This window comes from Aerococcus viridans (genome assembly GCF_001543285.1).
Lineage (GTDB): Bacteria > Bacillota > Bacilli > Lactobacillales > Aerococcaceae > Aerococcus > Aerococcus viridans.
In genome coordinates, this window is sequence record NZ_CP014164.1 from 1,720,777 (window position 1) to 1,744,722 (window position 23,946).

A 23,946-nucleotide genomic window follows, 5' to 3' on the forward strand; every position below is an offset into this window, starting at 1 on the left:
CTATTTAAAATGGATAATTTTTACACGAGATTCATATAATTTACTTAAATCAAATTGTGCTTGATACCATTCTTTATCAGTTTTACCAGATTCGATAAAAATAATGATTTCCTCTGGTGTGTCATCTGCTCCGTTTAATTGAGTCGCTACAGGTAGATATTTAGTCGATAAATCTTGAATGATTGTACTATCTGTATATTGTGCTAATGCAATACGTCGTTTTTCTTTAGGTATAATCAACCAATTATTTAACGCCTCTATATTAACGTTATCTGCAGACACAATAGTTTGGTAATCTTCAAGGTCCCAATTGTAGTCGTAAGCATAAACAATCTTATTACTAAAGAAATGAGTAATGAATAAAATAACAGTTGATAAAATGAATCCTAATATTAAACCAATTACAGCATAAAAAATAAGTTGTGAATTAGATCCTTGAGGCGCTAATTCAGCCAGCACGTTACTCGTTGGTACCATTGGATTCTCTTCCAAAATTAAATCTTCACCAATATCTGGTTCACTAAGGATTACTAAGTCATAGTTACTTAGAAAAGGAACTTTATCCTCTTGAATATATTCATATATGGCTTCAGCAACGGCTAAATTTTCTTCTGGTGTTTGTCCTACTAGAACACGAATTGTAATTTCTTCAGTTGAACTATTACGAACTGAAGCAATACCACCACGGAAATCTTTAGATTTTTGCAAACCAACATTACTTTCAGCTTCAAGCGTCGGTGCTATATCTACTCCTGATGCCTGTTCAATTTCAGCTAGTACATCTGGACGAATTAAAAATTCATCAATAATAAAAGAGTTCGCTAAAGTCAAACCTTCATCATTTATACCAACAAAAGAAAATTCAGCAGGTTCTTGATCATAGACCTCCATTAAATGCTTGTAAGAAGCTTCAATTTCTTCTGGCTTAACATCTGCATTGGCACCAGTTTCTGTAGTAGCTGTTTCCATTGCCGAATTCTCAATATAATTGGTTAACAGTACTCTTGCGCCTATCGTCAATACCATTACAACGACTGCACCAATCAAAATTTTTAAAATATTATCCTTTATAAATCGCCATAGCTCAGCGATAATCGTTAACAAACTCATTTATCTAACCCTCTTTTTTTGTTGACTTGCTTCTCCATGATACCAATGTACGCGATAATTAAGCCAAAGAATATCCAATGCCATTCAATTAACATATTATTGGCACTTGTAATACTAGCACCTATAAAAATGATTAAAAATGTAATGATAGCATTCATCACATTTCGCTGATTCTTCGTAACTCCTTTTCTTAAATTGAACAAACGGTAAATCATTAACCCGTACCCTACTACATAGGCTATGAATACAAAAACACCATATCCGACTAAAATTTCAAACCACCAATTATGAATATTAAACACATTTCTAGTTGGCAAAGTACCAAATGTTTGCATCCATACTTCTATGTTACCAGCACCAACACCTAATCCAAACGTTCTACCAAAATAGGTTAACCCGTTCCGCAACATATTTATTCTAGCAGTATCACCAGAAAGATAAGGTCTAGGTAAAATATAAATATATTTCATAATTGTGTCTTGTACCAGAGGTACGAAAGCAATTGCTAAAGCCAATAACGCTAATACAATGACAATGATTTTTTTTATCCAATTTCTCTTTACATTCCAGCGGATTTTGAGGGCAAAGTAAATAACAAAAAAGGCCATCGCCATCAATAAACTCATTCTGGAACCTGATTGATAGATTAATAACGTCGCTAATATCATACAAAATAAAGTTAATAATCTTTTCAGATTATTTCTAGTTGTATTCAATAGAATTAAATTGACCGGAAAAGCAGCTAATAGCATTGTTGCATAGTCATTTTGATTGGCAAAAAATGTAATCGGCATCCGTGTCCACGGTTGAGTTGCAAAAGTTGAATATTTGTCTAACTTTCCTACATCAGCTAATAAATAGGTATTAGTTAAAACCTCAAACAATCCCCATAAGCTCAAGAATGTTAACATGACCCAAACCGTTTTAATTAAGATACGCCACTGAAAATAATCTTTGGTCCAGAGGAAAATGCCTATAACACTTGACACGCCTAACGTAAGCAATACCATCGTCTGTAACCATGCGCCAATACTCATCGCCCATAAAATGGAGCAAAGAGCCCATAGCCACCAAAATATAAACACGCCAACCATGAACGTTGCAGTTGAGTTTGTGTTAATTTTAAAGGCTCTTCGGTTTTTAAAAATAGTAAAAATAATAATTGGGATAATAAGTAGTGAAAAAATTCGATAAAGAGATATTTGCCCAACCGGTAGAGAGACGGCCAATAAATTTGAGCCTAAAAATACACTAGATACTAAAATAACTAAATAAAATAACAATTGGCCCCTCCTCACAACATTCTTTTTTGATAATTTCTTTTGGTAATTGAGTTAAATTTGAAAAGCATTGATTTTTCCTGTGAAATAATCGACGTATAGTTTAGCTGACGCCTCATTACTAAAGCCCTTTTCTTTAATTGCATTAATTCTCGCTTGAACATTGGGAACTGGTTGTTGACTCATTTTGACCAAGGTATCAACCCATTCAGAAATAGGCGTATCTAAACTCACTTGTTCAACTAAGTCAAGGCCTAAATCTACCTCTGAAGTAATAGCTTTTGACATTACTGTTGATACACCAGCACCTTGCACCTCAACAACCGTTGTTGGCAAACCTTCAGAAAACGAAGGCAACAGTAGAACATCTAGTGCAGGATAGTATTCTGAAATAGGGTTTATTCGACCAGTAAATGTAATAAAGCTTTCTAGACCTTGTGCCTTTACAATTTCCTTTAATGACGACTCAAGATGTCCTGCTCCTGTTACTAGAATTTTCGCATTTATTTGCTTGTCCTTGATATATTTGGCAATCTCTAATGTTTTTTCGTGGTTTTTAACAGGTACTAATCGACCGACATGTCCGATGAGGATCGTATCATCAGAAATGCCAAAGTCACTTCTTCCTTTTTCACGTACCTGCTGAAAATTTTCTTCAGAATGATTATACTCTTCAACATCGATTGAATTTGGAATGACCATTGCATTATTCAAGCTAGTTTTTGGTCCATAAACTGATTTAATGGCAATACGACCACACCCAACAGCAGCTGTCGAAAGTTTAGTATTAATAGTTTGTTCCATTTTAAACATCAACTGATCTTTTACACTTTTAACTTTATAATCATTGGCATGATGTGCATGGATATAAAAACGTTTAACACCATAATTGCGTGCTATTTTATAGTAAGGTATTGCACGATAACCTTCAACATGACAATGCACTAAATCATATTTATTTTCTTCAAAAGGTTTACAGAATGTCTTAGAAAATGATTTGTAGCCTTCTTTTTTTGGATTTATTAGTTGATAAATTTTACCACCAGTAGCTTGAATAGCTGTTTCAAATTCCTTACTACATTCATCATAAGTCGCTATATCAAATGTGATACCATATTTAGGCATTAATTTTGCCTTATTCAATATAAAGGAAGAAATTCCTCCCCCAAAACTCCCCATCACATGCAGTATACGTAAATGTTTATTATCTTCAGTCACTTGCATCTTCTACTACTCCTCACTAACATATCTGCATAAATGTATAACATTTATTAAATCCGTACAATTATACTATAAACTTGTAGCATTCTCATTTATAGAGTAATAAATAATGAGGCTGTGACAAGCGTATCACAGCCTCGTATTTGTCTAATAAATATTGGGTTATTAGTCCCCTAAAAACATACTCATTTTAAATAAATAAACAGATAAATAAGTTCAATCTTTCTGACTTCACTTAATTTTCATTGTATACATCACGAGTATAAACCTTTTCAGAAATATCTTTCAACTCTTCATTCATGCGATTTGTAATCACAACATCTGAATCATTTTTAAATGTTTCAAGATCATTGACTACTTTAAATTCTCCGTAAGTATCACCTGTCCAAGTTGGTTCAAAAATAATGATTTCAATACCCTTAGCTACTAATTGATTCATGATATCTAGAACTGCCGATTCACGGAAGTTATCCGAAGATGATTTCATTGTTAATCTGTAAATACCAACAGTTTTAGGATTTTTAGCTGCAACTGTATCTGCGACAAAATGTTTGCGTGTTTTGTTTGCTTCTACAATAGCTGAAATAATATTATTTGGTACACCTTCAAAGTTTGCACGCAATTGTTTCGTATCTTTTGGTAAGCAGTATCCACCATACCCAAATGATGGGTTGTTGTAGTGTGTACCAATACGTGGGTCTAATGAAATACCATCAATGATAGATTGGCTATTCAAACCTTTCATTTGTGCATAAGTATCTAATTCATTAAAGAATGATACACGCATGGCTAAATATGTATTTGCAAATAATTTAACGGCTTCAGCTTCAGTTGGTTCCATAAACAAGATATCGATATCTTCTTTTTCAGCACCTTCAGCTAATAAGTTAGCAAATTGTTTCGCTTCATCCGTGTGGTCCCCAACAATAATACGAGAAGGATTTAAATTATCGTATAAGGCTTGTCCTTCACGTAAGAACTCTGGTGAGAATAGGATACGGTCTGTACCTTTAGCTTGACGCATTTCTTGGGTAAACCCAACTGGAATTGTAGATTTAATAATAATTGGCGCTTTAGTGTCTTGCAATAAGACATCGTCAATTACACCTTCAACTGTTGATGTATCAAATGAGTTTGTTGTTTCATCGTAATTAGTTGGTGTTGCAACAATAACAAAATCAGCATCTTTATAAGCATCGTCTTTATCAGAAGTTGCTCGTAAGTTTAAAGGTTTTGTTGCTAAGTATTGCTCAATTTCTTTATCAGCAATATGAGCTTGTTTATTATTTAACATGTCTACAATTATAGGGTTCACTTCTAATGCTACTACCTCATTGTTTTGTGCTAGTAAGATGGCATTTGCCAATCCTACATATCCCGCTCCCACTACCGTTATCTTCATTCAAATTGCCTCCTGTGTATGGATATATTTAATTTTTTTCATATTCCATTGTAACACTTGTCGTTAATGCTTTGAAATAAATTATACCATACCTATACTTGACCAATATTTAAAAAAAAATTAAATAACCTTTTGGTATACTAGATATAGCATAAATTGAGGAGTATTACCCATGAAAATCTTACATACTTGTTCTTACTATTCAACTTCACCCTTGTTTCAGCAACTATTTGATCGTCAAGTAGCTGACGGACATGATATTGATGTATACGTCCCTATCTCAAATCAATTTCCTGAAGAACGGATTGCTTCTAAAGCGTCATATGCTCAAACTGTCCGTGTCTTCAACCAAATCGAGCGATTTTTCTACTTCTATAAGCAAAACAAAATCTATCAAGATTTAAAAAGCCGCTATAAAACGGGCGAATACGACTTAATTCACGCCCATTCCCTATTTACCAACGGCTATATGGCCTACCAAATTCATAAAGAATATGGTACCCCCTATGTAGTAGCCGTGAGAAGTAATGAAGTTGCTGATTTCTTTAGAAAAGCAATTTGGCTAAGACCTATTGGCTTAAATATCTTGAAACATGCTAGTCAGATTGTTTTTATCTCACAAAATAATTTTGAGAATACCTTTGAAAAATATATTCCCAAAAAGCTCAAAAAAGAATTACTAGCAAAAACTTTGGTCTTGCCAAACGGTATCGATCAGTTCTGGCATGAACATGCCTTTGAAAATCGCCAAGGGACTTTAAACGAGCCATTAAAAATTGTTGCGACCGCAAAAGTTCAAAAGGCTAAAAACCTACTTACTTTAGCAGACTATGTCGCTACCTATAACCAGGATGTAGCGCCAGCTGAGTTACACATCATTGGCCCTAATTGGGACCAGGGTATTTTTGACGAATTAATTGAAAAACCATATGTGAATTACCACGGGCCAATGGATAAAAATCAATTAATTGCTTTTTACCGAACGGCAGATATCTTTGCCCTACTGTCTTCTCCAGAAACCTTTGGATTGGTTTATGTTGAAGCGATGAGCCAAGCTTTACCAGTAATTTACACAAAAGGCGAAGGGTTTGATGGTTTCTTCCCCAATAAAAGAGTTGGTGTTTCGGTAGATCGATTTGATATCGCTGCCTTTAAAGATGCTGTCGACTACATCAAAAAGTACTATCCAGAAATTTCTAAAAATGCATTAAAAGAATCCAAAAAATTCCAATGGGATGATATTCATCAAGACTACATCGATATCTATAATAGAATATTACAAAACTAAAAAAATGTGCGTTGGTTGATAGCCAACGCACATTTTTCTTTATTTATTCAATTGTCGGATTGCCCACTCTAGTTTCTAATACATAAAACACAAACTGCTCAACTTTATTATATAAGTTAGTTAGCGTATAGCCGATAATCCATGATACTGAGAATACCATAACTGCCACAAAGATAATAGCCGGTATAAATGTAATTGGTGACCACTGTATAATCTGATGAATAATTGGTAGATTCCAAATAAATTCACGTACCTCAGATTGCTCATGAACCAAGTAAACACCCAAAGTATAGGCTGCTATGGTATTGATCCTTACTGACTTCACTTTGATTTGTCGAATATACATAAAGATGCAGTAGGACATGATAAATTCAAAGGGCCCGTTGTAGTTTAAAAAGTCTACTTCGGGTAAGATATATTGCAAAAAGCCAGTAATCAAGGCTAATGTTAGATACCCTAGTAGATATTGATTACGGGTGAAGTCTTTAATAAATGCGCCATGTAGGCGGATATAGGCGCCTACAAAATATAAATACACGAAGAAAATTAATGAAAAACCTGAGTTAATTGATATAATTTCCTGGTTGTTGACAAAAAATGGCCATACAACCCCCACCAAAGTCGATAAGAATAAGAAATGTTGATACTCTTTCTTACTAATCATATGAACAATTTTATTTAAGAAAGGAATGAATAGGTACAAGGCAAAGTAATTCGATATAAACCAGTACTCTCCCCTAAATGTGGCAAATAACTTACCTAAAATCCGCCAAATATTAAAATCGATAGCGCCAAACACCATTAGTATGGTGATTAAAATGGCTGAAACAAAACCTGGTAGCATGGCTACATGGATAATTTTTTTAATTTTTAGTTGTTTAGCATTAATTGAAAAATAGCTTGAGATAATAATATAGACATTTACACATACATATATGATGGCACGAAGTAAGGTTAGTAAGAAGTTATTCAAGCCAGTTACTTCTAACTCTACCTTCATGATGTAGTGGGTGATCACATGCGAAACTACAATCATAAACATCGCAATAATTCGAAGCAATTCAAAGTTCTGTTGTCGTTCTTTCATCTCCACTTACCTTTCCCTATTGAAATATTGGTTCTCATAATAAAATAGTCTATCACTTTGAATAGCTAAAACATAGAATATTACATACATTTCATAAAATGCAATGGTACTTGGATTTTTAGTTCCTATAAAAATAGGCACGAAAAAAGACCTTTAAGCCATGTTTTTACAATGGTTTACAGGTCTCTTGCAATTTCCATTAATCTTTAAACATTGTACCAAGTGTTAATTCGAATCCTTTAGCGAATGAAGGGTCTTTTTGCACTTTAATCAGTGACTCGTATTCAAAGTCGATTTCACGGTCCGGTGTGTCAGATTCACACAATACGGCTATCCCAGCACACGTTGAGTTAAATTCTTTCAACATTGAGTTCATCCCTGTGATGGTTCCCCCACCGTTTAGGAAGTCATCGATGACTAATACGTGTGAGCCTTGTGGTAGTGAAGATTTTGTTAGTTCCATTTTTTCTACTCGGGTTGTCCCTTTTGTAGCGTAGTTAATAGAAACCGTTGAGCCTTCGGTTACCTTTGAGTCACGACGCACAATAACGAATGGTATGTTCAGGTATAGTGCAACCATTTGTGCGATTGGCACACCTTTTGTCGCAATAGTCATGATGGCTGTTGCTTTTGATTCTGCATAATAGCTTGCAATGATTTTACCTATTTTGCGTAACTGATCTGGGTCACTTAATAAGTCAGTTAGGTAGAAGTATCCACCTGGTAGAATCCGGTCATCTGAAGCTTCTAATTGGTAAATCAGATTTTCCACTTCAACAATCGCGTCTTCTTTTGACATTGTTGGAATATAGATGACACCACCAGCAGCTCCAGCTACAGTTTCGATTCTTCCAAATCCACTTAATTCAAATTGTTCTTTTAAAATCGTCAAATCTTCAGAAATGGATGATTTCGCTGATTCGTAACGTGACACAAAAAACGTTAACGACACCAACTTGTGTGGGTGTGATAATAAATATTGTGTCATGTCCACTAGTCGCGGGCTACGTTTGATTTTCATATAGTCCAACCTTTCAAATTCTTTTATATTGATATTTATTATATATTGAATCTAGTCAATTTGAAAGGAAAATTTATGATAATGTTCGTTTATTTTTTGTAAATAGCAAAAAAATGAGCTAATTCTCGAAAGAACCAGCTCATTTACTAAACATTCGTAATTAGCCTTTAGTGATTTTAAGAAAACCACTTTCGATAATGAATATTAAAACGAAGATGGCAACAATTGTTGCACCTGGTGGTGTGTCTAAATAGTAAGACGTTGTCAGCCCAGCAAACATCCCAAACATGGCGATGATCACACCGACGATAATGACTGAATCAAAGTTTTTCACTAGTCGTAACGCAATGGCTGCTGGCATAACGATGATTGCTGATACTAGTAGTGATCCTGCAATTGGCATGATTAAGGCAATGGCCATTCCAGTAATAATTGAAAAAATGACTGAGATCATTCGAACTGGCAAACCTGCCGTATAGGCGGTGTTTTCGTCAAATGAAACGAGGTATAAGGGCCGTTTAAAAATTAAGTAGCCAGCTACAATAAATACCGCTAGTCCAATCAAGATATAGACTTGTAATGACGAAACGGTCACGATGGAACCAAATAGGTAGGCGTTAATAGAGGCCGCTGAATCTACTTGGTTCAATAATAGTAAGGCTAAGGCCATCCCACCAGACATCATCATGGCAACCGATATATCTGAATAGTTGGCGTAAACGACCCGCAAGTATTCTAAGATTAAGGCTGCTGTCGCCACGAACAAAATGGTTGTAATAGTTGGCTCGACCCCTAATAAATACCCGAAAGCCACTCCGGCTAATGAGATGTGGGCTAAGGTATCCGCCATTAATGATTGCTTACGCATGATTAATAGGAGACCTAGGATTGGGGAAATAAATGAAATGGTGGTTGCGGCTATGAATGCCCGTCCCATGAACTCATACTGAAACATCTCCACGGCGAATTCTCCTTTCTTACTAAATGCACACGTTTGTCATAGTATTCATCTATAATATTGTCGTCATGAGTTACCATCAAAATAGCTTTCCCATGTTTTTCTGTGTTATGACGTAAAAGGTCATAAAAGGCCGCGCGGGAATTCTTGTCCATCCCTGTTGTCGGCTCATCTAAAATAAATAAATCTGGATTGGTCGCAAAGACGCGTGCTAAACCTACTCGTTGTTTCTGTCCACCAGAAAGGTCCCCTATTTTTTTATTGCGTTGTTCTTCCATACCGACTGATTTTAAGGCCCTTTCGACATGTGATTTATCGTTGTCATCTAGTTTTTTAAACCAACGATCTTGTTGGAAACGACCAGAAGCCACAAATTCATAGACTGTACTTGGAAAACCAGCATTAAAGCTGTTCAAAGTTTGCGGTACATAGCCAATTTGTAATTTTTGACCAAAAGCATTGGTTTTAGAAATTGTAGCGGACCCTTGATCAGGTGATAAAAGGCCAAGTATATTGCGTAATAAAGTTGATTTGGCTGCGCCATTTTCCCCGGTGAGGATGACAAATTCACCCTGGTCTACGGTAAAGGAAATGTCGTTTAATACGGGTTCGTTGTCCCAGGAAAAGCCTAATTTTTTCACCTCTATGTAGTGCATTGTATCCCTCCTTCTTCTATATTTAAATATCTCATTGGACACCTTCTGCTAAACTCTCTAAATTATCTTTCATGATTGCAATAAAACCGGTGCCATCTGCTGGATATTGGCTAGTATCAACACTCTCCATTGACTGCAATTCACCTACTGTACCGCCCACTTCTGAGGCAATTGTTTTGGCAATTTCAGTAGCACCACCAGCTTGACCGTAAATCACTGAGATATTGTTTTCTGTCATATAAGAAACGATGTCCGCAATGCGTTTAGGCGATGGTTCAGCTGACTCAGTTACCCCTGTAACTGCTACTTGATGTAAACCATATCGATTGGCTAAATAACCAAAGGCCGCATGTTGCGTTAAGAAGGTTTCTGTTTCTGCAGCTTCAAAAATACGCGCATATTCTTCATGGACAGCCATCATATCGCTAGCAAATTGTCCCGCGTTTTCTTGGTATGTTTCAGCGTTATCAGGATCTGCTTCCGTTAATGCATTGGCAATTGTCTGTGCTTCAGTGACCGCATTGACAGGGTCTAACCAAGTATGTGGGTCCGTTTCGTGACTGTGGCCCTCGTGGTCGTGGTCTTCCTCTGTTTCAGCATCAGTGTCCTCATCTGTATGTTCTTCTTCAGAATGTTCTTCAGTCTCTTCTTCAGAAGTCGTTTCTCCGACTGTTTCCACATCACCATCGATCAATTCAACTTCTGAAGCTGCTTCAATAATGACTAAATCTGGGTTATCAATCGATTCTAATAAAGTTGCTACGAAGGTTTCCATGTCTTCACTGTTATAAACAAAGACATCTGCTTCATTTAAAGTCGCAATATCTTGCGCACTCGGCTCATATTCATGGGTATCCGCATTCTCCATCATAACCGTTACCTCAGCACTATCTCCAACCACAGCGTTGGTTAAGGCCTGCATAGGGTAAAAAGTTGTTACAATCTGTAAGCTACTATCATCACTTGCTGTCGACGCCCCATTGCCACATGCTGCCAAAAAGGCGATGGCTGATAAAGCTAGCAACCAAAAAAATCGTTTAAATTTATTCACACTATTCTCCTTATAAAAATTACTATATATATATGAATACTTCTTCATTAAATCGTAACCGATACGATTTGACAAAAGCTAATATATCATACTTACAAAAAGCTAGCAAGTAAAAAAGGTCGAGTTTTAGCTCGACCCTTCCCCTAAAATTTATTTATCTTTGAATGCTTCATTAATTTCAGGCATCACACGTACCATATAAACTTCTTGGCAAAAGCCGCGTAAGGCATTATAAATCCGTTGGCCACGGCTGTAAACCTGGGTAAAGCCAATAATTGTCGGCCCAGACCCAGACATCGTGACCCCGTCTGCACCAAAATCGAGCATTTGCTGTTTCAACTTGGCCAATTTAGGGTGCTGGCTAAAAGTGACTGGTTCCAAGGAATTCCCAATTGCTGCCATCAGGTCTTCATAAGACTCTGACTCTAGGGCTGCCAGTACTTTTGGCGCATTGGGTTCATAGTTTAATCGTTCAACATCTAGTTGGTTGAAAATTTTCCGTGTTGAAACCGAGATAGCTGGTTTAGCAAGAATTATCCAACATTTAGGAGCTGGTTTAATTTGGCGGATTTTTTCCCCTCGACCTTCTACCAAAGCCGTGCCGCCCGCAATCGAATAAGCCACATCAGACCCAACCTGATTAGCCAACGCCTGCAATTCTTTCAAGGGCAAGTTGATATCCCATAGGGTATTGAGTTTACGAAATACTGCTGCTGCGTCTGTTGATCCACCACCCAAGCCTGCTGCGACAGGAATCCGCTTTTCAATCGAGATATGAACACCCGTCTTGATATTGCCCACTTTTTTCATGAGTTGGGCCGCTTGGTAGGCATGGTTGCGGTTATCTTCTGGCAAAAAGGCGCGACTTGTCTCCACGATAATCTTGTCTTCTGGGATTAACTCAAAAGTTAAGTAATCTGACAAATCGATTGACGCCATCACCATGGCTACTTCATGGTAATTGTCTGAGCGACGAAATAATATATCTTGAGCAAGGTTGATCTTTGCCGGTGCTACTTCTCCCTCGATCATAAGCAAACCTCCCGTCCAATATTTTTTCCGTATAATTACTAATAAGTTTACCAAAAATATTACGCATTAAAAAGAAAAAAACCACAATATCAAGCACTTCACAGATGAAGCTAGATACTGACGGTTTTCAATGTCGTATATAATATATATATCATTTCAATCGCTTATTCGAATTCGATTTCGACTGATTCAGTTAACACATCAGAATAGCTATAGCAGATGCGTTCAAATTTGTTTTCTTCTTGGTCTAGTTCAACCACGAAAACAGCAGGGAAAGTGTCACTTAGCACCCCTTGGCGTTTCATCACGCGTTTACGACCAATCTGTTGTGTTAGATGGACGCGTTCACCAATTTTTCCTTCAAGTTCCGCTTTAATCGTTGCAATATTATTTGGCATGCCCTCACCTCTCTGCTATAAAGTATACCATAAAATGCAAGATATTTAAATACCATTTTTGTCTTTTATTGTCAACAATAATAATGGTAGAAATAGGTGAGAATTTTAGCCAGATAATCTTAATCTTGGAAGGTTAAGTCTTCTTTATATAGTGCGTCTGCCAAGTGTCCAAAATCTGCAATCGTTAGCGTTTCCGCCCGTTGTTTTTGGTCAACTCCTGCAATTTCAAGGGCTTTTACCATTTTTTCAACGACGGCTTCTTCTTTTCCAAAGGCAGCCCGTAAGTTATTCCAAATGGTCTTACGTCGTTGTTTGAAGCTTGACCGTACTAAATGGAAGAAAAATGCTTCGTTTTCAACAGTAATTCTTGGTTTATCCAGCTTGTTTAAGGCCAAGATAGCCGAATCTACGTTAGGTTGTGGGTTAAAAACAGTCCGCGGTACAGTAAAGGCGATTTCCGCGTCACAGTAGTATTGAATAGCTACTGATAATGACCCATAAGCCTTTGTCCCTGGGGCTGCTGTCAATCGCTCTGCTACCTCTTTTTGCATCATCAAGATGAATTGGTCGAAGTGGAAGCTGGCTTCAAGTAAGTTGAAGATGATTGGCGTTGTAATATAATAAGGCAAGTTAGCCACTACAACCGTCCGCTCAGCAGGTGGGAAGGCCGCCATTGTCGCATTCAAGTCCGCTTCCAAGATATCTTGGTGCTTGATTGTTACGTTGTCGTAATCACTTAGGGTATCGGCTAAAACTGGCAACAAGCGTTGGTCAATTTCAAAAGCCAATACTTCCTTGGCATTGATGGCTAAAAACTCCGTTAAAGCCCCAATCCCCGGTCCGATTTCAATGGCGTTGGTATCCTTGTCCACCCCTGCTACGTCCACCATATGTTGTAGGATTTGCGGTTCAGTCAGGAAGTTTTGCCCCAAGGACTTTTTCGCATCTAAATTGAATTTCTTTAGGATGGCACCCGTTCTTGAAGGCGTTGCGATATATTTAAATGGTTCATTCATAATTTTCACCTATTTCTTTTGGTAATTTTCAAGCACTGCTGCCACTTGGTCTAATGATATCTGGAAAAGGGCTAACCGTTTCGCAAGCTGTTTGCCGTTGACATAACCCAAGTGTAGCTGGCTTGATAAGTATGCTCTTCTGTCTTTGGCATCCGGCGTCCCAATCAACCTTAAGGCAATCAAGTCTTTTTGTGCGATAGGTTCAACCGCGTTTCCTGCTGGATCAGCCAACTGGTAAACATTGACCAGCGCTTTTTCAATCGCTGAATCAGAGGCATGCTCAACCCCTAAACTCCCCTTATGACTTGGTTTCGCTTCATCTCGTTCAATAAAGGCATGTTGAACACCAGGTACAGCGTCCACAACCGCTTGACGAATCTTAGTGCCTGAGATATCTGGATCTGTAAAGACAATCACCCCATGGAGTTCATGAGCTTTCTTGATTTCAAGTAAGGTCCGTTCATCAATCGCTGACCCGTTAGTTTCAATCGTTGTGACTTGGTAGAGCCGGTTTAACCGTTGGGTATCTGACTTGCCCTCAACTACAATCACTTGTTTAATTTGTTTCTTTTGTTTTGCAGATGGATTTTCAGCTTTCGCCATCTCTCCCTGTTTGTCTTCAGCTGTCATATCACGCATCTACTTTCTTTTGACCAATTGTTGGCCATCAAAATCCAGTGCGAATAAATCCAAAGCATTTTGGAAGGTTTGCGCTTCAAAATCTGCAATTGAACTTTCGCGTGTCGTTGCCAAGGTCTCTGCCACGTAGGCTACAAAGGCTGATTCATTACGTTTGCCCCGTTTTGGTACCGGCGCTAAATACGGCGAATCTGTCTCAATCAAAATCTTATCATCAGGCACCAATTTCGCAGCTTCCCGCACCTCTACCGTCTTTTTGAAGGTCGATACACCGGAAAAAGAGACGTGCATGCCTAAATCTAGGAATTTCTCGGCCCATTCAGGTGTTTCACCAAAGGAATGCATAATGCCACCGAAATCGCCCACTTTTTCTTCTTTTAAAATGCGGTAGCAATCAGCCGTCGCCTCCCGGTTATGGATGACAATAGGCAAATGTAATTCGCGGGCAATCGCTAGTTGACGTCGGAAAGCTTTTTCTTGTACGTCACGGGGACTAGTATCCCAGTAATAATCCAAGCCCGTTTCCCCAACCGCCACTACCCGGTCATCTTCTAAAGTAGATAATAGGTATTTTTCAGCTTCGCCATTGTAATCCACCGCTTCAGTTGGATGCCAGCCGTAAATGCCAACCATGTCCCCATTTTCCTCGACCATTTCTTGGGCTCGGTTAATGGTATTGTAGTTAAAACCTACTAAGGCAAAGCCTTTTACCCTAGCATGTCTAGCCCGAGTGATGGTTTCATCGCGGTCGTCATTAAAATCATCTACATTTAAATGTGTGTGCGTATCAAATAACATATTTTTCCTTTCTTAACTTAGAAAAAGGGACTGTGACAACCAGCCCCTTCTTCGCGTTATCATTAAGCTATTTCACTACCATTTGCAGCATCTTCAGGTGCAAATACTACTTGTAGTTTACCCTCGTGTTCTGCGGAAAGGATCATTCCTTGAGAAACTTCACCCTTCATCTTACGCGGTTTCAAGTTGGCGATGATGCAAACTTTTTTCCCGATTAAAACACTTGGATCTGGATAGAATTCACGAATACCAGATAGGATTTGACGGTGACCCTTGTCCCCTGCATCCAATCTGAATTTCAATAATTTGTCTGCCCCTTCAACGAAGTCAGCATCAATCACTTCAGCAACCTTGATTTCAACCTTATCGAATACATCATATTTGATTTGGCTATCTTTAACGGATACCAATTCCGTTTCTTCAGGGTTGAAGCTTTCGTCTTCTTCCTCGTCGCTAGCTGATTTATTGGCCGCCATTTGCGCTTGGATATAAGCTACTTCTTCATCGTGGTCTAGACGTGGGAAGATTGGTTGCCCTTTTTCAACTACTTTCGCTGTTTCTGGGTATAAACCAACTTTGGCATTTTCAAAGCCTGCGTCAGCGTCGAAATCTAAACCTAATTGTTCAAAGATCTTAGCTGGCGTTTCCACCATCACTGGTTGGATTAGGATGGCAATCACACGTAATGAGTCCACCAAGTGGTACATCACTGACTGCAATTTACCTGCTTCTGCTTCATCTTTAGCTAAGATCCAAGGTGCTGTTTCATCAATGTATTTATTAGTACGAGAGATGATTTCCCAAACATGATCTAAGGCTACACTGAATTGTAGGGCATCCATTGATTGTCGGTATGCCGCTACTTCTGTTGTGATGAGGTCTTCTAATGGTGCATCAAAGTCAGTAATTTGACCTGGGTAAGCACCTACTTGACCACCTAAGTACTTGTTCACCATTGAAACAGTACGATTCAATAAGTTTCCTAAGTCATTCGCTAAGTCATAGTTAATACGGTTGATGAAGTTGTCAGGGGTAAAGATCCCGTCATGACCAAATTTCACTTCGCGCATCAAGTAGTAACGTAAGGCATCTAGACCGTAACGTTCAACTAGCATTTCTGGGTAAACAACGTTCCCTTTAGATTTAGACATTTTACCATCTTGCATCAATAACCAACCGTGGCCAAAGATTTGTTTTGGTAATGGCAAGTCTAATGCCATCAACATAATTGGCCAATAAATCGTATGGAAACGAACGATTTCTTTACCTACAAAATGAATATTTGCTGGCCAATATTTGTCAAAGTTTTCAGCATCCGCATTTGGATAGCCTAAAGCTGTAATGTAGTTGGCTAAAGCGTCAATCCAAACGTAAACTACGTGTTTAGGGTTAGATTTAACCGGCACCCCCCAGTTGAATGATGTACGTGAAACGGCCAAGTCTTCTAGACCTGGTTTAATGAAGTTGTTGATCATTTCATTTTTACGGGTTTCAGGTTGGATGAATGTTGGGTTCTCTTCGTAGTATTGTAGTAAACGATCAGCGTATTTACTCATCTTGAAGAAGTAAGATTCTTCTTTTACTAATTCTACGTCGTGACCAGATGGCGCTTTACCACCGATTACTTTACCATTTTCATCTTTGTAAACTTCTTCTAATTGGGTTTCAGTGAAGAACTCTTCATCAGAAACTGAGTACCAACCTTCATATTCACCTAGGTATATATCACCTTGTTCTAATAAGCGATCGAAGATGTATTGAATGGCTTCAATATGTTGTTGGCTTGAAGTACGCATGAAAATATCGTTTGAAATCTTCATTGTCTTCCAAAGTTCTTGCATACCAGCCGCCATACCATCAACGTATTCTTGCGGTGAAATGCCTTGTTCTTCAGCTTTTTGTTGGATTTTTTGTCCGTGCTCGTCGGCACCAGTTAAAAACATCACATCAAAATCGTTCGCACGTTTGTAACGCGCAAGTGTATCAGATGCTACTGTTGTATATGTATTTCCGATATGTAATTTACCACTTGGATAATAGATCGGTGTTGTAATATAAAATGTTTCCTTATTTTCAGCCACGAATGAGTGCCCCCTAATATTTGTCTATTCTCTTTCCGTAATAGTATATCATAATTTACCAGTATTTTAATGGGGTCCGACGACATTTACGATCACTCGTGTCAAGAATAATTGATAATGTGCTAATGATTCAATTTGAAAAATGGCAAATCTGCCCTTAGCTGATACACTAGTATATCTACTTATCTAATTATCTACTTACTAGACTAATTGCTTACAGGTCATTAATCACCCGGTTAGCAAACTGTGGGGCGAAGCGGCCAACATGACCGTATGAAACAGCCTTTCCCGGACTTGGCGCGTGTAAATAATAGCCATCCTCAAGGGCTAAGGCGACATGGTAAACTTGGTTGTCTTCTTCAAAAAAATATAGGTCGCCAGGTTGAACATTGTTCAAATCTACAGGTTGTCCAAAATATTGCTGTTGATTGGTTGTACGTGGCATATATAAGCCGTTTGACTTAAAAATATATTCTATAAAACCGGAGCAATCAAACCCAGATAAATCATTGCCACCCCAAACATAAGGAATGCCAATCAAATCATTGGCTGTGGTCAGGATGGCTTGCCGTTTAGTTGTTGCGGTCTTGAATGGTAGGTGTGCATTTTGGTCGCTAGCTGGTATTGATGCTATTGTGCCCTTTCCCTTGGCATGAATGGCTTGTGCGGGAAAGGCGAGTGCAGCCACTGTGTATAAGGCGGCCAGCAAGTATAAGAAACTTCTTTTTCTAAACATATTGATCACTCCTTTATTGGTTATAACAGGGTTATCATATCAGGTTGATACCCCTGTTGCTATGGGCTTTACACAAGTTTTACCAAGCATTTTCTGGGTGTTTTCACGTATACGGATTGGGGGCAAAATGCGTCAAAAAAAGACCTGAACCGGGGTCCAAGTCTTTCATCTTTTCTATATTAATATTTACGCGCCTTCGATGGTAATTAAGAAGTATTTTTTCTTACCGCGACGAACGACGATGTATTTGCCTTCGATGGCATCTGCTGCTGAGATTTCGTAGTCGACGTCTTGTAGGCGTTGACCATTGATGTAGATGGCGCCGTTGTTGATGTCTTCGCGTGATTGACGACGTGATCCTTCGACGCCTGCGTCTACTAACCAAACGGCTAAATTGTTGCCTTCTTTGGGCATTGTTGACCCTGGCATGTTACCGAAACCTTGTTCAATTTGTTTGGCTGATAGGTCTTGGATATTGCCTGAGAATAAGGCTTCTGTGATGGTTTGGGCATCTTGTAAGCCTGTTTGACCGTGAACAAAAGTAGTCATTTCTTCTGCTAGCCGACGTTGTGCTTCACGTTTTTCTGGTTGAGTAGCTACTTTTTCTTCTAGGGCATCGATTTCTTCTTTATTTAAGAAGGTAAAGTATTTCAAGTATTTCACGACGTCTGCATCGTTTTGGTTTAACCAGAATTGGTAGAATTCGTATGGTGACGTTTTTTCTGGGTCTAGCCAAATCGCACCACCGGCAGTTTTACCGAATTTAGTGCCATCCGATTTCAACATTAATGGAATAGTTAATCCAAAGGCTTCTGCGTCGGCTCCAGCTTCTTTACGAATTAATTCTAAACCTGATGTGATGTTGCCCCATTGGTCGGCCCCACCGATTTGAAGACGAACGTCCTCGTTTTCAAATAGGTGTAAGAAGTCCATTGATTGAAGGATTTGGTATGAGAATTCTGTAAATGAGATGCCTGTTTCTAATCGTGAAGCCACGATATCTTTTTTGATCATGGTATTCACGTTGAAACGTTTCCCAATATTACGTAAGAAATCAAGTAAAGTCAGGTTTTTAGTCCAGTCGTAGTTGTTGACCATACGGAAGTCGGCGTCTTTTTCTTTCAGGAATAAGTTTTCCATTTGGCTAGCTAATTTGCGAGCGTTTTCTTCTACCTGCTCCATAGATTGTAGGTTGCGTTCTTCCGATTTACCTGAAGGGTCACCGATTGAACCTGTCGCTCCCCCAATTAAGATAACTGGACGGTGTCCTGCTAATTGGAATCGTTTAAGGACCATAAATGGAATTAAGTGACCGATATGTAGTGAGTCACCAGTTGGGTCAACACCGCAGTATAAGCTGATTTTGTTGTCTTTGATGTAGGCTTTTAGGCCGTCTTCATCAGTTTGTTGGTTGATGGCACCGCGCCATTCTAATTCTTCAATAATGTTCATGTTTTTCGCTCCTTTTTCCTTTTATAAAAATAAAAAAGCCCCTGTCTAAGCTCTTCCAATTGGAAAAACCTAGACAGGGACGATTAATTACCGTGTTACCACCCAAATTGTTATAAACATTTAGTTTACAACCTCTCTTTGTGCGTTATCGGGCACTAGCCGGCGGAATTTGTACTGCTATGTGTAATTCACTATCAATCCTTGACTAGTTTTCACCCACCACTAGTTCGCTAATTGCCAGATTTATTGCTACTCCACCAATTGACTTGGTGCCATAGTGCATTCCTTGCACAAGATTATTTGCGTGTGAAGCTTTCGCTTCTCACTGAATTTTATCAAAGTCATTGGATAAGTCAAGCAGTTTTGATGTCTTTTTCTACTATTCGATTGATACTGATATGCTTTCTCTTCTATCCAATTACCATTCTTCGTGGTTCCATGCTAGGCCGTCTAAATTGCCTTGGGCTTGGAATAGACGTTTGTCGGTTTCAGCGATTTCAGCTTTCACTTTTTTTAGTATGGCGATTGTTGCGTAGTCTGTTGCCGTTTCGATGGCTTGATCAATGATCGCCTCGGTCCATTTCAAGTCATTTTCCATTCCGGTTCTAGTCTCCTTGTTTAATGCCGTCATATGTTGTGCCCTCCTTAACGCCAGCTTGTTTTAGGTAGTTGCGCTTCAATGTCGCCTAGATTCTCCATTTCTTCTGCCCATTCTTCAGCAACAAGATTTAGTTGCTCTTGTAATGGTTGGTCAAAATCACCTGCAATGTCTTTTAACTGTGCGATCAGCCAAGCGTTTCGTTCAGCAAATTTTGCCTGGTTTGGTAGTTCTAGGTATTGTCTAAAACGGACTAAGTTGTCTTGCTGGATATGTTCTGGTTGGTAGGAATGTTGGGCAAGGACAAATGGTGGCAAGTAATCTAAGCCAATCGCACGTGCAAAGGATTGGAAAGGACGAAGTAATTCTGAAATGGTTACTTGTTCCCGGCCACCTGCTTGGTACTGTCTTAAAGGTACACCCACCGAGATGATTACACCAAATTCTTTACCTTTTAAATTTTTACTATAGGTATCTAAAAATTCCTTATTAAAGACTTCTTGAATAAAATCCGATACTAAACCAGGTGCTTGATACCAGAATAACGGAAACTGAAGCAGCCATCTATCTGATGTTAGGATAGCTTCTTGATAAGCTGTCACATTTGATTCAGTGAATGGTCGTTCAATTTGGATAAAAGGAACGGTACTTGGTCTTGCTTCATATAGGAATTGATGGGAGGCTGAAGTCTCCATTTCTGGATGACCACCAAAGATCACGCTTGTCATTGATTCGCCTACTTTCTCATATATATTTTTTTATGCATTTCTAGTCATTTTATTTAAAGTCGCCCCTTGAGAAAACCGTGTAATTCATTACATGGATGAATCAAGTTCTAGGGCGACCGTCATTGTATTCCGTTAATTGATTTTCTATATACTTTTTGACCGTTTCTTTAGACATACTGCCTACTGTTGCCATGAAATAACTAGGTGTCCATAAATGGCCACCCCATAACATTGCTTTTGTTTCTGGATATGCTTTGAACCATAGACGTGCAGATTTCCCTTTAAGTGTCTTGACGATACTACTTGCGGCATGTTTAGGGTTGAACGAAATCAACATATGAATACGGTCAGGCATTACTTGGAGCGATTGGATGACAATATCATGTTCATCACAAATATGTGTCAATATATCTTGCATGGCGTTTTGTTTTTCAATGGTTGTAAATATTTCTTTACGATACTTTGTTACCCAAACCAAATGGAAATTAAAATCATAGACATTTGTCCTTGTTTTCGCAATCATATGTAAACACTTCTTCAACTAAATTATAGTAATTGTTATCGCTATAAACAAGTGTCATACGTATGGTATAATATATCTATAAACGCAAGGGGGTGAAAACATGTATCAAGGAATTGAGTGTAAAATCTATCCTAATGAAAAACAGCGTCAGTTAATTCATATGACCTTTGGTCATACCCGATTCATTTGGAACGAAATGTTGGCCATGTTGAATGCGCGGTATGAAAACAATCCTGACCTTCAAATGCTATCTTATAATGCGTTATCCTCTCTTATTCCACAAATGAAGAAGGAATATCCCTGGTTGCGTGAAGTTGATAGCGTAGCTGTTCAATGTAGTGTTAAACGCTTATCCGAAACTTTTGTTCGTTTTTTTAAAGGTTATTCAAAATACCCAAAATTCAAATCAAGGAAGAACACCAGACAGTCGTATTTAAGTACTATACGTGGCAACAACATTCGTTTTAATGATAATCAGCGGTATATCAAATTACCCAAATTAGGTTGGATAAAATGTAAGTCAAGTGTGCTTCATATTGAGAATGAACGCATAAAATCTGTCACCGTAAAATATACACCTAGTGGCGACTACTATATCTCCCTTTTGGTCACAAGCGATAATCAAGCAATGCCCAAAACAGGAAATGTAGTCGGTGTCGATTTAGGTGTAAGTGATTTAGCTATTACGTCTGATGGTCAAAAATATCAAAGTCAGCGACTACATTTGTCTTATAAGAAGCAATTACATTATTGGGAAAAGCGAATGGCCCGTAGACGTTTACAAGCCAAAAAGAACGGTGTAGCTTTAGCGGATGCGAAAAACTACCAGCAAGCCAAACGCCAAGTGGCCCGTATTCATCAACGTATCAAAAACATCCGCAAGGATTACATTCATAAAATCACAACCGATATGGTTAAAAGTTATGACGTTATCGTTCTAGAGGATTTAAAGACGACTAATATGATGAAAAATCATCAATTAGCCCGTTCAATCGCTGGCCAATCCTGGAGGATGTTTAGAACAATCCTAGAGGCAAAGTGCGAAATGTACGATAAGACATTTGTGGCTATTAATCCGTACAAGACGTCCCAAAAATGTTCCAATTGCGGGTATGATAGCGGTAAAAAAGCGTTAAATATACGTCATTGGACTTGTATGAAGTGTAATATGCATCACGATAGAGATATCAACGCAGCTAAAAATATATTAAATATTGGCCTGGAACAGGCCTTAGTTAAATAGCTTAGACCGCTGTTTTGCTTTGAAATAAGTGGAACAAGTCATGAGTGTTCCTAGAAACACGCCATTTTAATGGCGTTGTAGTTCATAATAAAACTGGTGAATTTGGTCCAACTGGTATGCCAATTAGGTACCAGATGACTGCCATAATAATCCACACAATACCGATGGCTACTGAGTAAGGTAATACGTTAGACATTAAAGTTCCTAAACCAGAACGCTTGTCGTATTTGTATAATACTGCTAGAACTACCGGAATGTAAGCTTGCATTGGTGTTAACGGGTTAATAATCCCATCACCAATACGGTAAAGCATTTGGGTGAATGATGGGTGGTAACCTAATAGCATGAACATTGGGACAAAGATTGGTGCCAGGATTGCCCATTTTGCCGAAGCTGAGCCAATAAAGAAATCAACGAACATTGATAATAAAATAAATCCGATGATTAAGGCGATACCATTGGCGCTTTCTAGTAAGGCTGCTCCTGAAATCGCAATGACTGTCCCCATGTTAGACCATGAGAAATATGCCATCATTTGACTTGAGAAGAAGATGATGACGATGAAGCTACCCATATCAGCCATTGATGAAGATAACATCCGAGACAAGTCGTGTGAATCTTTGACTTGGCCGGTCATCTTACCATATACGAAACCTGGTACGAAGAACATAATTGTCATCAAGACTGTGATACCATCCATAAATGGTGAACCAGAAATTAACGAACCTGTTTCAGCATTTGCTAAGAATGAATTTGGCATCAAGGCTAAAACTGCAATAATAACGATTGTCGCTAGTAATGACCAGTTTGCATATTTGACTGCTTTGATTTCTTGGTCTGATAATGACCCACCATTGTGAAATGCTGGTATTTTCTCGCCGGCAAATTCAGGTTGGTACTCACCCATTTGTGGTAATGAAATTTTAGTCAGTACGAAGTAAATCACTGGTACTAATACAAATGTTGAAGCGAAGATGAAATAGTAGTTCATCGCAACGTTTAGTTCAATATCTGGCAAAATAGTCTGTGCTGCTGATTCTGTAAAGGGGAATAATAAGGCATCAGACATCCCCAACATCACGTTGGCCGCAAAGGCTGCAAGTGATGATACATAACCTAGAACTGCACCGGCCATTGGGTTAAAACCAATTTTCAAGAAGGTTAAGGCTGCTAACGGTGGCAATACGATTGGACCAGCGTCCCCAGCGATGTTGGCAATTACCCCTGCAAAAATGATGATCAGCAAGATGTATTGCTTGGGCGCTTTCTCCACTACGTTAGTTAAAACGGCTTCAAAGTAACCTGATTTCTCAGCCATACCTACACCAAGCATAATAACTAACACGGCTGACAAGGCTGGGAATCCGGCAAAGTTTGTCCCTGCTTCTGATATCATGCGGGCAAAGTATTCACCAGTTAGCAAGTTATTTACTGCAATCTCTGAATTATCTATCGGATTGACAACCGATACACCAAACATACTCATTACCCATGATGCTAGAATGACTAGGATACTCAGGTAAATGAAGATCATAATTGGTGAAGGCATTTTGTTCCCTACACGTTCAATTGCATTAAGAATACGGAGTAACCGTGATTCTTGTTGTTTTTCTTCCACTTATTTCATC

23 protein-coding genes are annotated in these 23,946 nt (G+C 38.5%); 2 read left to right on the top strand and 21 right to left on the bottom strand.

Features of this window, described 5'->3' with window-relative positions; genetic code table 11:
• The 4 genes from AWM76_RS08135 to AWM76_RS08150 all read right to left on the bottom strand — a co-directional run bounded on the left by AWM76_RS08135 (nucleotide 1) and on the right by AWM76_RS08150 (nucleotide 5,013).
• A complete protein-coding gene (locus AWM76_RS08135) occupies nucleotides 1-1,110 on the bottom strand; it encodes a YveK family protein (RefSeq protein ID WP_003143050.1) in 1,110 nt (369 codons plus the stop codon).
• Nucleotides 1,107-2,393 (bottom strand): O-antigen ligase family protein, encoded by a 1,287-nt coding sequence (locus AWM76_RS08140; protein WP_039935885.1) that lies wholly within the window; start codon nucleotides 2,391-2,393, stop codon nucleotides 1,107-1,109. Before AWM76_RS08140 ends, AWM76_RS08135 begins: the two co-directional genes overlap by 4 nt.
• Nucleotides 2,394-2,444: 51 nt before the next feature.
• Nucleotides 2,445-3,614, bottom strand: coding sequence for a glycosyltransferase (locus tag AWM76_RS08145; RefSeq protein ID WP_003143053.1), 1,170 nt, complete (start codon nucleotides 3,612-3,614; stop codon nucleotides 2,445-2,447).
• A 232-nt stretch (nucleotides 3,615-3,846) separates the two neighbouring features.
• Entirely contained in the window at nucleotides 3,847-5,013 is a 1,167-nt protein-coding gene (locus tag AWM76_RS08150) for a nucleotide sugar dehydrogenase (protein WP_003143054.1), read from the bottom strand.
• 172 nt (nucleotides 5,014-5,185) lie between these two features.
• On the opposite strand from AWM76_RS08150, the gene AWM76_RS08155 reads away from it, so the two are divergent.
• On the top strand, nucleotides 5,186-6,301 hold the full coding sequence (locus AWM76_RS08155; protein WP_039935886.1) for a glycosyltransferase family 4 protein: 1,116 nt from the start codon (nucleotides 5,186-5,188) through the stop codon (nucleotides 6,299-6,301).
• Nucleotides 6,302-6,344: 43 nt separating this feature from the next.
• On the opposite strand, the gene AWM76_RS08160 is transcribed toward AWM76_RS08155, so the two are convergent.
• The 16 genes from AWM76_RS08160 to tnpA form a co-directional block, all read right to left on the bottom strand.
• Nucleotides 6,345-7,388, bottom strand: coding sequence for an acyltransferase (locus AWM76_RS08160; protein WP_003143057.1), 1,044 nt, complete (start codon nucleotides 7,386-7,388; stop codon nucleotides 6,345-6,347).
• Between the two features lie 199 nt (nucleotides 7,389-7,587).
• Complete coding sequence (gene purR, locus AWM76_RS08165; protein WP_003143058.1) at nucleotides 7,588-8,409, bottom strand: pur operon repressor; 822 nt, start codon at nucleotides 8,407-8,409, stop codon at nucleotides 7,588-7,590.
• A gap of 160 nt (nucleotides 8,410-8,569) precedes the next feature.
• Nucleotides 8,570-9,370, bottom strand: a complete 801-nt coding sequence (locus tag AWM76_RS08170; RefSeq protein ID WP_003143060.1) for a metal ABC transporter permease — start codon at nucleotides 9,368-9,370, stop codon at nucleotides 8,570-8,572.
• Nucleotides 9,328-10,023 carry a metal ABC transporter ATP-binding protein gene (locus tag AWM76_RS08175; protein ID WP_003143062.1) on the bottom strand — a complete coding sequence of 232 codons (696 nt, stop codon included), beginning with the start codon at nucleotides 10,021-10,023 and terminating at the stop codon, nucleotides 9,328-9,330. Before AWM76_RS08175 ends, AWM76_RS08170 begins: the two co-directional genes overlap by 43 nt.
• A gap of 31 nt (nucleotides 10,024-10,054) precedes the next feature.
• Entirely contained in the window at nucleotides 10,055-11,074 is a 1,020-nt protein-coding gene (locus tag AWM76_RS08180) for a metal ABC transporter solute-binding protein, Zn/Mn family (protein ID WP_039935887.1), read from the bottom strand.
• Between the two features lie 150 nt (nucleotides 11,075-11,224).
• Nucleotides 11,225-12,106 (bottom strand): 4-(cytidine 5'-diphospho)-2-C-methyl-D-erythritol kinase, encoded by an 882-nt coding sequence (gene ispE / locus AWM76_RS08185; RefSeq protein WP_003143065.1) that lies wholly within the window; start codon nucleotides 12,104-12,106, stop codon nucleotides 11,225-11,227.
• A 164-nt stretch (nucleotides 12,107-12,270) separates the two neighbouring features.
• The gene (locus tag AWM76_RS08190; RefSeq protein ID WP_003143068.1) at nucleotides 12,271-12,504 is read right to left on the bottom strand and encodes a Veg family protein; all 234 of its coding nucleotides are present in this window, start codon (nucleotides 12,502-12,504) and stop codon (nucleotides 12,271-12,273) included.
• A gap of 119 nt (nucleotides 12,505-12,623) precedes the next feature.
• The gene (gene rsmA / locus AWM76_RS08195) at nucleotides 12,624-13,520 is read right to left on the bottom strand and encodes a 16S rRNA (adenine(1518)-N(6)/adenine(1519)-N(6))-dimethyltransferase RsmA (protein ID WP_039935888.1); all 897 of its coding nucleotides are present in this window, start codon (nucleotides 13,518-13,520) and stop codon (nucleotides 12,624-12,626) included.
• Nucleotides 13,521-13,529: 9 nt separating this feature from the next.
• On the bottom strand, nucleotides 13,530-14,159 hold the full coding sequence (gene rnmV / locus AWM76_RS08200) for a ribonuclease M5 (protein ID WP_003143070.1): 630 nt from the start codon (nucleotides 14,157-14,159) through the stop codon (nucleotides 13,530-13,532).
• Complete coding sequence (locus AWM76_RS08205) at nucleotides 14,160-14,957, bottom strand: TatD family hydrolase (protein ID WP_003143072.1); 798 nt, start codon at nucleotides 14,955-14,957, stop codon at nucleotides 14,160-14,162.
• Nucleotides 14,958-15,019: 62 nt separating this feature from the next.
• Nucleotides 15,020-17,038: a methionine--tRNA ligase gene (metG, locus tag AWM76_RS08210; protein ID WP_003143073.1), complete on the bottom strand. Its 2,019-nt coding sequence runs from the start codon at nucleotides 17,036-17,038 to the stop codon at nucleotides 15,020-15,022.
• Between the two features lie 214 nt (nucleotides 17,039-17,252).
• Nucleotides 17,253-17,774 carry a C40 family peptidase gene (locus tag AWM76_RS08215; RefSeq protein ID WP_003143074.1) on the bottom strand — a complete coding sequence of 174 codons (522 nt, stop codon included), beginning with the start codon at nucleotides 17,772-17,774 and terminating at the stop codon, nucleotides 17,253-17,255.
• 186 nt (nucleotides 17,775-17,960) lie between these two features.
• Nucleotides 17,961-19,226, bottom strand: coding sequence for a tyrosine--tRNA ligase (gene tyrS, locus AWM76_RS08220; RefSeq protein WP_003143076.1), 1,266 nt, complete (start codon nucleotides 19,224-19,226; stop codon nucleotides 17,961-17,963).
• Between the two features lie 418 nt (nucleotides 19,227-19,644).
• Nucleotides 19,645-19,857, bottom strand: coding sequence for a hypothetical protein (locus tag AWM76_RS08225; RefSeq protein ID WP_003143078.1), 213 nt, complete (start codon nucleotides 19,855-19,857; stop codon nucleotides 19,645-19,647).
• 14 nt (nucleotides 19,858-19,871) lie between these two features.
• Nucleotides 19,872-20,552 carry an NAD(P)H-dependent oxidoreductase gene (locus AWM76_RS08230; RefSeq protein WP_003143079.1) on the bottom strand — a complete coding sequence of 227 codons (681 nt, stop codon included), beginning with the start codon at nucleotides 20,550-20,552 and terminating at the stop codon, nucleotides 19,872-19,874.
• A 100-nt stretch (nucleotides 20,553-20,652) separates the two neighbouring features.
• A complete protein-coding gene (tnpA, locus tag AWM76_RS08235) occupies nucleotides 20,653-21,075 on the bottom strand; it encodes an IS200/IS605 family transposase (protein ID WP_060779384.1) in 423 nt (140 codons plus the stop codon).
• Between the two features lie 100 nt (nucleotides 21,076-21,175).
• Between tnpA and AWM76_RS08240 the strand changes: the two genes are divergently transcribed.
• Nucleotides 21,176-22,318: an RNA-guided endonuclease TnpB family protein gene (locus AWM76_RS08240; protein ID WP_060779385.1), complete on the top strand. Its 1,143-nt coding sequence runs from the start codon at nucleotides 21,176-21,178 to the stop codon at nucleotides 22,316-22,318.
• 82 nt (nucleotides 22,319-22,400) lie between these two features.
• Here AWM76_RS08240 and AWM76_RS08245 read toward each other — a convergent pair whose 3' ends face one another.
• Complete coding sequence (locus AWM76_RS08245; RefSeq protein ID WP_060779386.1) at nucleotides 22,401-23,936, bottom strand: AbgT family transporter; 1,536 nt, start codon at nucleotides 23,934-23,936, stop codon at nucleotides 22,401-22,403.
• Nucleotides 23,937-23,946: the final 10 nt, after the last annotated feature.

Excerpts from the sequence above, each read along its gene's own strand:
- AWM76_RS08135 (WP_003143050.1), bottom strand. The coding sequence starts at position 1,110 with ATGAGTTTGTTAACGATTATCGCTGAGCTATGGCGATTTATAAAGGAT.
- AWM76_RS08145 (WP_003143053.1), bottom strand. The coding sequence starts at position 3,614 with ATGCAAGTGACTGAAGATAATAAACATTTACGTATACTGCATGTGATG.
- AWM76_RS08150 (WP_003143054.1), bottom strand. The coding sequence starts at position 5,013 with ATGAAGATAACGGTAGTGGGAGCGGGATATGTAGGATTGGCAAATGCC.
- AWM76_RS08155 (WP_039935886.1), top strand. The coding sequence starts at position 5,186 with ATGAAAATCTTACATACTTGTTCTTACTATTCAACTTCACCCTTGTTT.
- AWM76_RS08160 (WP_003143057.1), bottom strand. The coding sequence starts at position 7,388 with ATGAAAGAACGACAACAGAACTTTGAATTGCTTCGAATTATTGCGATG.
- purR (WP_003143058.1), bottom strand. The coding sequence starts at position 8,409 with ATGAAAATCAAACGTAGCCCGCGACTAGTGGACATGACACAATATTTA.
- AWM76_RS08175 (WP_003143062.1), bottom strand. The coding sequence starts at position 10,023 with ATGCACTACATAGAGGTGAAAAAATTAGGCTTTTCCTGGGACAACGAA.
- ispE (WP_003143065.1), bottom strand. The coding sequence starts at position 12,106 with ATGATCGAGGGAGAAGTAGCACCGGCAAAGATCAACCTTGCTCAAGAT.
- AWM76_RS08190 (WP_003143068.1), bottom strand. The coding sequence starts at position 12,504 with ATGCCAAATAATATTGCAACGATTAAAGCGGAACTTGAAGGAAAAATT.
- rsmA (WP_039935888.1), bottom strand. The coding sequence starts at position 13,520 with ATGAATGAACCATTTAAATATATCGCAACGCCTTCAAGAACGGGTGCC.
- rnmV (WP_003143070.1), bottom strand. The coding sequence starts at position 14,159 with ATGCGTGATATGACAGCTGAAGACAAACAGGGAGAGATGGCGAAAGCT.
- AWM76_RS08205 (WP_003143072.1), bottom strand. The coding sequence starts at position 14,957 with ATGTTATTTGATACGCACACACATTTAAATGTAGATGATTTTAATGAC.
- AWM76_RS08215 (WP_003143074.1), bottom strand. The coding sequence starts at position 17,774 with ATGTTTAGAAAAAGAAGTTTCTTATACTTGCTGGCCGCCTTATACACA.
- tyrS (WP_003143076.1), bottom strand. The coding sequence starts at position 19,226 with ATGAACATTATTGAAGAATTAGAATGGCGCGGTGCCATCAACCAACAA.
- AWM76_RS08225 (WP_003143078.1), bottom strand. The coding sequence starts at position 19,857 with ATGACGGCATTAAACAAGGAGACTAGAACCGGAATGGAAAATGACTTG.
- AWM76_RS08230 (WP_003143079.1), bottom strand. The coding sequence starts at position 20,552 with ATGACAAGCGTGATCTTTGGTGGTCATCCAGAAATGGAGACTTCAGCC.
- tnpA (WP_060779384.1), bottom strand. The coding sequence starts at position 21,075 with ATGATTGCGAAAACAAGGACAAATGTCTATGATTTTAATTTCCATTTG.
- AWM76_RS08240 (WP_060779385.1), top strand. The coding sequence starts at position 21,176 with ATGTATCAAGGAATTGAGTGTAAAATCTATCCTAATGAAAAACAGCGT.